Below are 8,236 nucleotides of genomic sequence, written 5' to 3'. Positions count from 1 at the left end.
GAAGTGAAGGCCCGCGCCAACCGCGATCATGCCCTCGGCGCCGTCACGCCCGCCGGCTGGCAGCGCATCGCCCGCGCGGCTGTCTTCTGGATGGCCCGGCGCCCCCATTATGCAGACTATGGCTGGCGTTATGACCTGATTGCCGTCCAGCCGGGCCGCCTGCCGCAGCATGCCCGCGACGCCTGGCGGCCGGGGATAGGCTGACGCCCTATTCCTCTGCGGGCGGTTCCTGCTGGATCGACACCATGTAGGCCAGCAGCACTTCAGCGCCCAGCGGGCCAAACACGAAATCAGGCATCATCTCGTGCCCGACATGCAGGCCGGACTGGAAATCCTCAGCCAGCGTGTTCGGATTATACTGGGCCAGCAGGTAGCGCAGCGGCGGCGGATCCTCGGGCCGGATTTTCGCGTCATTGTCGAGCGCATGGCAGTTGGAACACTGTGTTTCGGCAATCTTGCGGCCATCCGCGATGGATTGCGCATCCGTCTTGATCACGGTTATCTCGGGCGCGGCCGGACCCGCCATGTCGCATGCGGCGATGCCCGTAGACAGGATCAATGCAAGGGCGGCAGGTCGAAGAAAGGGTCTGTACATGGAAATTGGCACTCCTGGGTTGCGCCAACCACGCGGCTCGCTTGGACCACGATCCCGTGCCTGGCGGTTTGACGGACATCCGCTGCGGGACTATGCCCCGCCACACATTCGCGGCCATACGCAGTAGTCCTAGGTAACACGGCCTGCGCCGCACTGCCAGACACATGAATGGCGCCTTCACCCTGCCGTAATCAAATCGCATGTAAAAAACGCCCTTGATTCGATACGCAGGCTTATATGGCTAAATCCTCGCCCCCCTCGTACACGCCGCGAACGGTCAAGGTGCCGCGCGAGCCGGTTTTCCGGTGGCCAACCACATGGCGCGGCTGGATCATTCTCAGCGTGGTCGCCGTGGTCCTGATCGCTGGCGGCTATGCCCTCTATCAATGGCGCTCGCTCTATTTCGGCATGCCGAAACTGCCTGACGCAGCCGAATTGTGGGAAGTTCACCGCGAACCGGCCATGGAATTTGTCGACCGGGACGGCAACACGCTGTCGGTGCGCGGCCCCCGCTATGGCCATGCCACGGATGTGTCGACCTTGCCGGCCTATGTGCCACAGGCCTTCATCGCCGCCGAGGACAAGCGGTTCTACGAGCATGACGGCGCCGATGACGCCGCCATTGCCCGCGCGGCCTTGTCCAACCTGCGCGCCGGTGAAACCGTGTCCGGCGCCTCGACCATCACCCAGCAGCTGATCAAGAATCTCGTGCTCGACAGCCGCCAGACGCTGAAGCGCAAGGCGCAGGAAATGAAGCTCGCCCGCGAGCTGGAAAAGCGGATCAGCAAGGACGAAATCCTCTCCCTGTATCTCAACCGGGTGTATTTCGGCGCGGGCCTGTACGGCATTGATGCGGCCGCGCGCAATTATTTCGGCAAGCCGCCGCAGGATCTCGAAATCCACGAAGCCGCCCTGCTGGCAACCCTGCCCAAGGCGCCTTCAAAGCTGAACCTGCGCGAAAACCTCGCCGGCGCGCTTGATCGCCAGCGCTATGTGCTGTCGGAAATGGTCGACCTGGGATTCATCACCAAGGCACAATCGGAGGCTGCGCGCACCGCAGACATCAAGATCATCGACCCGCCGGTCTATGACCCGCAGCTCGGCTATGTGCTCGACGCATCGGCTGAGCGCGTCCGGGCCATGCTGCCGCGCCTTCCGGGCGATCTCGTCGTCACGATCTCAATTGACCCGAAAATGCAGACCGGCATCGAGAAACTGCTGATCGAACGCATGGCCAAGGACGGACAGGCGCAGGGCGCGACCCAGGTCGGCGCACTCGTCCTGGCGAAGGATGGCCGCGTCGTCGCCATGGTCGGCGGCACCGATTATGCGGCGTCGGAGTTCAACCGCGTCACGCAGGCCAAGCGCCAGCCCGGCTCCAGCTTCAAGCCCTTTGTCTATGCCGCTGCCCTCGAAGACGGATTCTCGCCCTATGACGTGATGATCGATGCACCGATCACGATCGAAAAGTGGAAGCCGGAGAATTATGGCGGCGGCTATCTCGGCCCGATGACGCTGAGCGAGGCGCTGACACGCTCGACCAATACGGTTGCCGCGCAGCTTGGACAGGAAACCAGTGAGGAGCGCATCATCGCGCTTGCCAAACGCTTCGGCATGACCAGCCCGATGGAGCCTTTCCCGTCGCTTGCCCTCGGTAGCCAGGAAGTGACCATGTGGGAGCTGGTGCGGGCGTTTGGCGCCTTCCAGTCCGGCGGCCTGCGCATGGACCCCTATCTCATCGACAAGATCGAGGATTCCCGCGGCATGGTGCTGTACCAGCGGCCGGAATATGAGCGTGAACGCGTCTACCCGTATGACCTGGCCGAAGACATGAATGCGATGATGACGCGGGTGGTCAACGCGCCCATCGGCACGGGCGGACGGGCGAAGGTGAAGAACTGGACGGTCGCCGGAAAGACGGGCACGTCGCAGGATTCGCGCGATGCCTGGTTTGTCGGCTTCACGGCGGCCTATGTCGGTGCGGTCTGGGTGGGCAATGACGATGACAGCGCGATGAAGCGCGTCACCGGCGGCGGCCTTCCCGCTGACCTGTGGTCGGACATGATGGAGCTTGTCCATGCCGGCAAGCCGTCTGAAAGCCTGATCGGGGCGGAGGGTGGCGTGGTCATCAGCGAGACCGCAGAGCAGCGCATCACCTTCTACCGCGGCCTCAGCCAGGCCTTCAGCGTGGCCGCAGCGAACCGGGCGGCCGGGCGCACTTCGCAGTAAGACCGGGCTTTCCAGAGGCCGCCAGACCGCCTAACACGCCTGCGCATGGATACTGACGTTCTCGATACATTGAAACTCGCCCTTGATGGCGGCGGCGTAACTGTTCCCGAATCCGGAACGGTGCTTTTCCTGCGGGCAGAGCCGGGGCCGGTGCTGCCCCTGCTGCCGAGGGACCGGCTGACCTGCCAGCAGGCATTCAAGCCGCCGCATGATGCGCTCAAAGCGGCGGGATACACGCTGCTTGCCCCCGGCACAGAGACGTTCGAACCCGCCGAATTGACGCTGATCCTGCCGCCGCGCCAGAAGGACGAGGCACGGGGCCTGTATGCCCGGGCCATGCTGGCGGCGCCTGAAGGCGGCGTCGTGCTCGCCTGCCTGCCGAACACGCTGGGCGCGAAGACCGCCGAGAAGACGCTGGGCGAGATTGCCGGGGAAACCGAAAGCCTGAGCAAGAACAAGTGCCGGGCCTTCTGGGCGCGCAAGGACCTGTCCGTGTTCAACACGGCGCTTGCCGAGGCCTGGGTGGCCGCCGACCAGCCGCAACCCGTTGCCGGCGGGGCGATGTGGAGCCGGCCGGGCCTGTTCTCATGGGACCGGGTGGATGCCGGGTCCGAGCTGCTGGCCGAATGCATTCCCGAGGACATCAAGGGCATGGGCGCCGACCTTGGCGCAGGCCAGGGCTATCTGACAAAGGAAGTGCTGACGCATTGCCCGAAGATCAGCCACATGGACCTTTACGAGGCCGAGCACCGCGCCATTGCCTGCGCCACGCAGACGCTGGAGGCCTTCGGCAATGTGACGATCAGCTGGGCCGACGTCGCCCGGGACGTGCCGAACAACCGCTATGATTTCATCCTGATGAACCCGCCTTTCCATGTCGGACGGGCGGATGCGGCAGGCCTGGGGCAGACCTTTATCCAGGCCGCATCGCGGGCGCTGAAGCCGCACGGGTCGCTCTACATGGTTGCCAACCGGCACCTGCCCTATGAGGCGACCGTGGCGGCCTGCTTCAAACAGTATGAAATCATTGAGGATTCCGGCGGCTACAAGGTGATCCGGGCGGACCGTCCCAAGCGGCCGAAATGAAGGATCTGCGCGCCCTCACGAAATACCTGGCCGGGCTTGGCTATGGCAGCCGCAAGGAGGTCGAGAACGCGGTGCGGCGGGGGCGTGTCGGGGGCATTGAGGGGGGCGGCGCGGGTGTGGCGTGGCCGTTCGAGGGGGTGACGGTCGATGGCGAGCCGCTGGACCCGCCGCCCGGCATGGTCATCCTGATGCACAAGCCGGCGGGCTTCACCTGCTCGCGCGCCGATGGTGGGTCGCTCGTCTATGAATTGCTGCCGCCGCGTTTCCTGAAGCGCACGCCGGCCCTGTCCAGCGTCGGCCGGCTGGATGCGGCGACGACCGGGCTCCTGCTGTTCACCGATGACGGGCAGTTGCTGCACCGGCTGATCTCGCCGAAGTCGGAGACGGAGAAAGTGTATGAGGCCGTGCTCGCCCGGCCGCTGGAGGGGCATGAGGGCGCGGCCTTTGCCAGCGGCACGCTGGTGCTGCGCGGCGAGGACAAGCCGCTGAAACCGGCAAGGCTCGAGGTGACAGGGGAGCGCAGCGCGCGCGTCACCCTCACCGAAGGGCGCTACCACCAGGTGCGCCGCATGTTCGCCGCCATGGGCAACCATGTGGAGACGCTGCACCGCGCGCGCTTCGGCCCGCTGACGCTCGACGGACTGGCGGAGGGCGAATGGCGGCTGCTGGGGGCGGATGAGGTGGCGGGGCTGGGGTGACGTTCAGTTGCGGCTGAGGACGGGTGTGAGCGTAATGCCAGACATCACTCAACAGGCCACTGACAGGTTCAGATTGTTTCCGTTCCGGACATTGCGATCTGTTGCCGAGCTGTTCTATTGCGCGAAGCAGAGGTCCTGCTGAGGTGCCGCCGAGATGCTACCATTCAGTCAACGCGAGTTCTTCGAGCTTTTCGAACGATACAACGAAGCTATCTGGCCGCTCCAGGTGTTCGCATATGTCCTTGGCGCAATCTCAGTTCTGGCCACTTTTTCCTCCCATCGTTTAGCGGGAGTGATTTGCCTGAGTTCTCTGGCATTGCTCTGGGGATGGACGGGTGTCGCCTACCACTGGGTGTTCTTCTCTTCGATCAATCCGATTGCGCCGGTATTCGCTGCAGTGTTCGTGGGCCAGGCGCTCATTCTCGCCTTCGCTGCGATACGAAGGCCGCCGCAGTTTTCGACGAGAAGCAATGTTATGACCCTGGCAGGGTGGGGTTTGATCGCCTATGCGGCTGTCTTGTACCCGGTCCTGAATGCGTGGCTGGGACATCCTTATCCTGGCGGTCCGAGCTTCGGAGTCACGCCTTGCCCGCTTGTCATCTTCACCTTTGGCGTACTCATGCTGTCTTCGTGGCGCGTGTCGTGGATCCTGTTCATCGTGCCCTGTGCATGGTCTGTCATTGGTGGGAGCGCAGCCTTCCTGCTGGGCGTCGTGCCAGATTTGGCAATGCCCACAAGCGCGGTATTGGCCCTTGTGATGAATGCGCGCAAACCGGGGGGCGAGGCAAACTTTTGATCCGTGTATGCGCGCGGCGTTAGGGCTGCCCGGTCTGTTTTTCGTAGCGGGCGGTGGCCAGGACGCGATTGCCTTCCGGGAGCAATACGCCCGGGATGACGTTGACGTTGGCGCCTGTCAGAACGGCGGGGGCAATGCGGCGCTGCAGCGTCAGGACCTGCTGGGCTGCTTCGGGGTCGTCAAAGTCGAAATATTCGTCATCTGCGAATTCCCGAAGGCCGGCGGCCTCATCCGATATCCATACAGTGTCTATGCGCCCTTTCTGGCCGGCGGTCTCGATATCATCATCAGCAACGAGGCCGGAGGGCGGCAGATCCTTGAGTGTGTCGTATCCCAGCAGGCGCCTTTCGGCCTCAAGCTCGTTCTTCAGCGCCTCAGCCAGGCGTTCTGCATCTGAGCCATCGCCTGCCGATCTCAGATATTCCGTGTCGAAAGCAACGTCTCCGAGGAGGGCGCGCACATGGCCGACGCCGCGCTCGTCACCGACGAAGAAAACCTTGCGGGCGGTTCTGGGAAGCCCATCCTTCAGGGCGTCTGCGATCCGGCGGTAAAAGACCTCTTCTGTCTTTTCCTCTTCCTGTTCCTGCGTTGTGCCGAGCGAGTGAAACTTTGCAAAGCTGCCATGGCCCTGGGTGCGTCGGCCGCTGGACGCGGAATGGAACAGGACATCGAGTTGTGGCTCGCGGCGCGCTTCAATCTCGTCGTAATCCGGAACCGACATCGTGTCGGAGAAATCTTCAGTACCGCGGGCCGTTACCCGGTAGATTTTCGGATGGTCACGATCCACGACGACGGCCCATCCCGAGCTGCGGCTCGAGGCGTCGACGAGAACCGGCAGCCACATGGCCTCCTGATCGCTGGCGACCATGGCCACGGGCGGATTGTTCAACCGGACTTCATGAAAGTCGCCGCCGGCAGAGAAGAAGGCCGAGCCTGCGCTTTCCATGTCAGACATTTCTAGCGCGGTGAGACGGTCGATGAGCTGAGTGTGGTCTCCCGGACTGCCGGCAATGGCCTGTGCGGCGTTCTTGGTGGCGATGCGAAGTTTCTCGCCATCTGTCTGCATGTGCGGACGCGGGAGCAGGACCGAGACGACACTGTCGCCAAGGCCCGTGAGAGTCTCGTGAATTTTCGAGGGTGAAAGCCGATTGGCCATGACGGTGTCCCTTCATTTCTGCTGTTGTAAACAGAACGGCATGGCGGGCGTTAGGTTCCTGAACGTCCGCACCGCACAGCAAAGCCCCCTTCCCCTTGCCCCTCGCACACGCTATCTGCGCCCCATGGCTCAACCTCCCCTGATTTCATTGTCCGATGTGCGTCTGTCGCTTGGCGCCAAGCCCCTGTTCGAGGGGGTGACGCTGAGCCTGTCCAAGGGCGAGCGGGCGGCGCTGGTGGGGCGCAACGGGGCGGGCAAGTCCACCCTGATGCGCATCATCAGCGAGCAGGCCGAGGCCGATAGCGGGCAGGTCTGGCGCCAGCCGGGCACGACCTATGCCACCGTTGTGCAGGAGCCGCGCTTTGACGGGTTTGACACGGTGCTGGACTATGCCAGCGACGGGCTGGAATACACCTATATGGCCGAGGCCGAGCTGATGGAATTCGGCGTCGATCCGGCGGCTGATCCGAAGACCCTGTCCGGCGGGCAGCAGCGGCGCGCCGCGCTGGCGAAGGCCTTTGCGGCGGAGCCCGACGTGCTCCTGCTGGACGAGCCGACCAACCATCTCGACGTGCCGATGATCGAATACCTGGAAGGGCGCCTGAAGGCGTTCAATGGCGTTGTTCTGGTGGTCAGCCACGACCGGCGTTTCCTTGAGACGGTGTCGACCAATACGCTGTGGCTGCGCCAGGGGGTCGTGCTGAAATCGCCGGAAGGCTATGTGAAGTTTGACGAGTGGGCCGAGGCCATCGAGGTGGAGGAAGAACGCCAGCTGAAGCGCGTAACGACGCAGCTGAAGGCCGAGCAGCACTGGCTGGCGCGCGGCGTGACCGGGCGGCGCAAGCGCAACCAGGGGCGGCTCGCCAAACTGCACGACATGCGCGCCCAGCATGGCGCGATGCGCGCGGCGCTGAACGACCGGAAGAATTCGGCCGAGTTCAGCGCAGGCGTCGGCGACTCGATGAGCAAGAAGGTGATTGAGGTGAAGGGCCTGTCGAAGACGTTCGATACGCCGAATGGGCCGCTGGTGATTGCCAAGGACCTGTCGCTGAAAATCCTGCGCGGCGACCGGATCGGCATTATCGGGCCGAACGGCGCGGGCAAGACGACGCTGGTGCGCCTGCTGCTGGGCGAGATCGAGCCGGACGCAGGCAGCGTGCGCCACGCCAAGACACTGGACGTGACATACCTCGACCAGACGCGCGACACGCTGGACCCGAAGGACACGATCTGGGAGGCGCTGGCGCCATCGGGCGGGGACTCGCTGATGGTGCAGGGCCAGCAGCGCCACATTGCGGCCTATGCCAAGGATTTCCTGTTCAAGCCGGAACAGCTGCGCCAGCCTGTCGGCGCGCTCTCGGGCGGGGAACGCAACCGGCTGGCGCTGGCCATTGGCCTTGCCAAGCCATCGACACTGCTGGTGATGGATGAACCGACCAATGATCTCGACCTGCAGACGCTGGACCTCTTGGAGGACATGCTGCTGGCCTATGAGGGCACGCTGCTGCTCGTGAGCCATGACCGGGCGTTCCTGGATTCGACGGTGACGAGCTGTCTCTGCCCACTCGGCGATGGCAAATGGGTGCAGACGGCGGGCGGCTGGAGCGACGCGCAGGACCAGCTGGCGCATGTGCGGCGCGGCGACGAGGCCGATGCGCGGGCGGAGAAGGCCAAAG

8 protein-coding genes are annotated in these 8,236 nt (G+C 64.0%); 6 read left to right on the top strand and 2 right to left on the bottom strand.

Annotation, left to right across the window (positions count from 1 at the left end; translation table 11 throughout):
* Window positions 1-204, top strand: a 204-nt coding sequence (locus VR74_RS06125; protein ID WP_045695200.1) for a YraN family protein, incomplete at its 5' end; no start/stop codon positions are given.
* A gap of 4 nt (window positions 205-208) precedes the next feature.
* Here the strand turns inward: VR74_RS06125 and VR74_RS06120 are convergent.
* On the bottom strand, window positions 209-595 hold the full coding sequence (locus VR74_RS06120) for a hypothetical protein (protein WP_299949705.1): 387 nt from the start codon (window positions 593-595) through the stop codon (window positions 209-211).
* A 237-nt stretch (window positions 596-832) separates the two neighbouring features.
* On the opposite strand from VR74_RS06120, the gene VR74_RS06115 reads away from it, so the two are divergent.
* From VR74_RS06115 to VR74_RS06100, 4 genes are all read left to right on the top strand, one after another.
* Complete coding sequence (locus VR74_RS06115; RefSeq protein ID WP_299949704.1) at window positions 833-2,824, top strand: PBP1A family penicillin-binding protein; 1,992 nt, start codon at window positions 833-835, stop codon at window positions 2,822-2,824.
* A gap of 45 nt (window positions 2,825-2,869) precedes the next feature.
* Entirely contained in the window at window positions 2,870-3,910 is a 1,041-nt protein-coding gene (locus VR74_RS06110) for a methyltransferase (protein WP_045695197.1), read from the top strand.
* Window positions 3,907-4,608: a 16S rRNA pseudouridine(516) synthase gene (locus tag VR74_RS06105; RefSeq protein ID WP_045695195.1), complete on the top strand. Its 702-nt coding sequence runs from the start codon at window positions 3,907-3,909 to the stop codon at window positions 4,606-4,608. The genes VR74_RS06110 and VR74_RS06105 overlap by 4 nt, the downstream gene beginning before the upstream one ends.
* Before the next feature lie 154 nt (window positions 4,609-4,762).
* A complete protein-coding gene (locus VR74_RS06100; protein ID WP_045695194.1) occupies window positions 4,763-5,404 on the top strand; it encodes a DUF6064 family protein in 642 nt (213 codons plus the stop codon).
* Between the two features lie 19 nt (window positions 5,405-5,423).
* On the opposite strand, the gene VR74_RS06095 is transcribed toward VR74_RS06100, so the two are convergent.
* A complete protein-coding gene (locus VR74_RS06095) occupies window positions 5,424-6,560 on the bottom strand; it encodes a hypothetical protein (protein WP_045695192.1) in 1,137 nt (378 codons plus the stop codon).
* A 124-nt stretch (window positions 6,561-6,684) separates the two neighbouring features.
* Between VR74_RS06095 and VR74_RS06090 the strand changes: the two genes are divergently transcribed.
* Window positions 6,685-8,236: ABC-F family ATP-binding cassette domain-containing protein (locus VR74_RS06090; RefSeq protein WP_045695202.1), on the top strand; the 1,552-nt coding region annotated here is incomplete at its 3' end.

This window comes from Hyphomonas sp. BRH_c22, from assembly GCF_000961795.1.
GTDB lineage: Bacteria > Pseudomonadota > Alphaproteobacteria > Caulobacterales > Hyphomonadaceae > Hyphomonas.
Note: the sequence above shows the minus strand (reverse complement) of the source record. Positions and strands in the feature narration are given on the sequence as shown.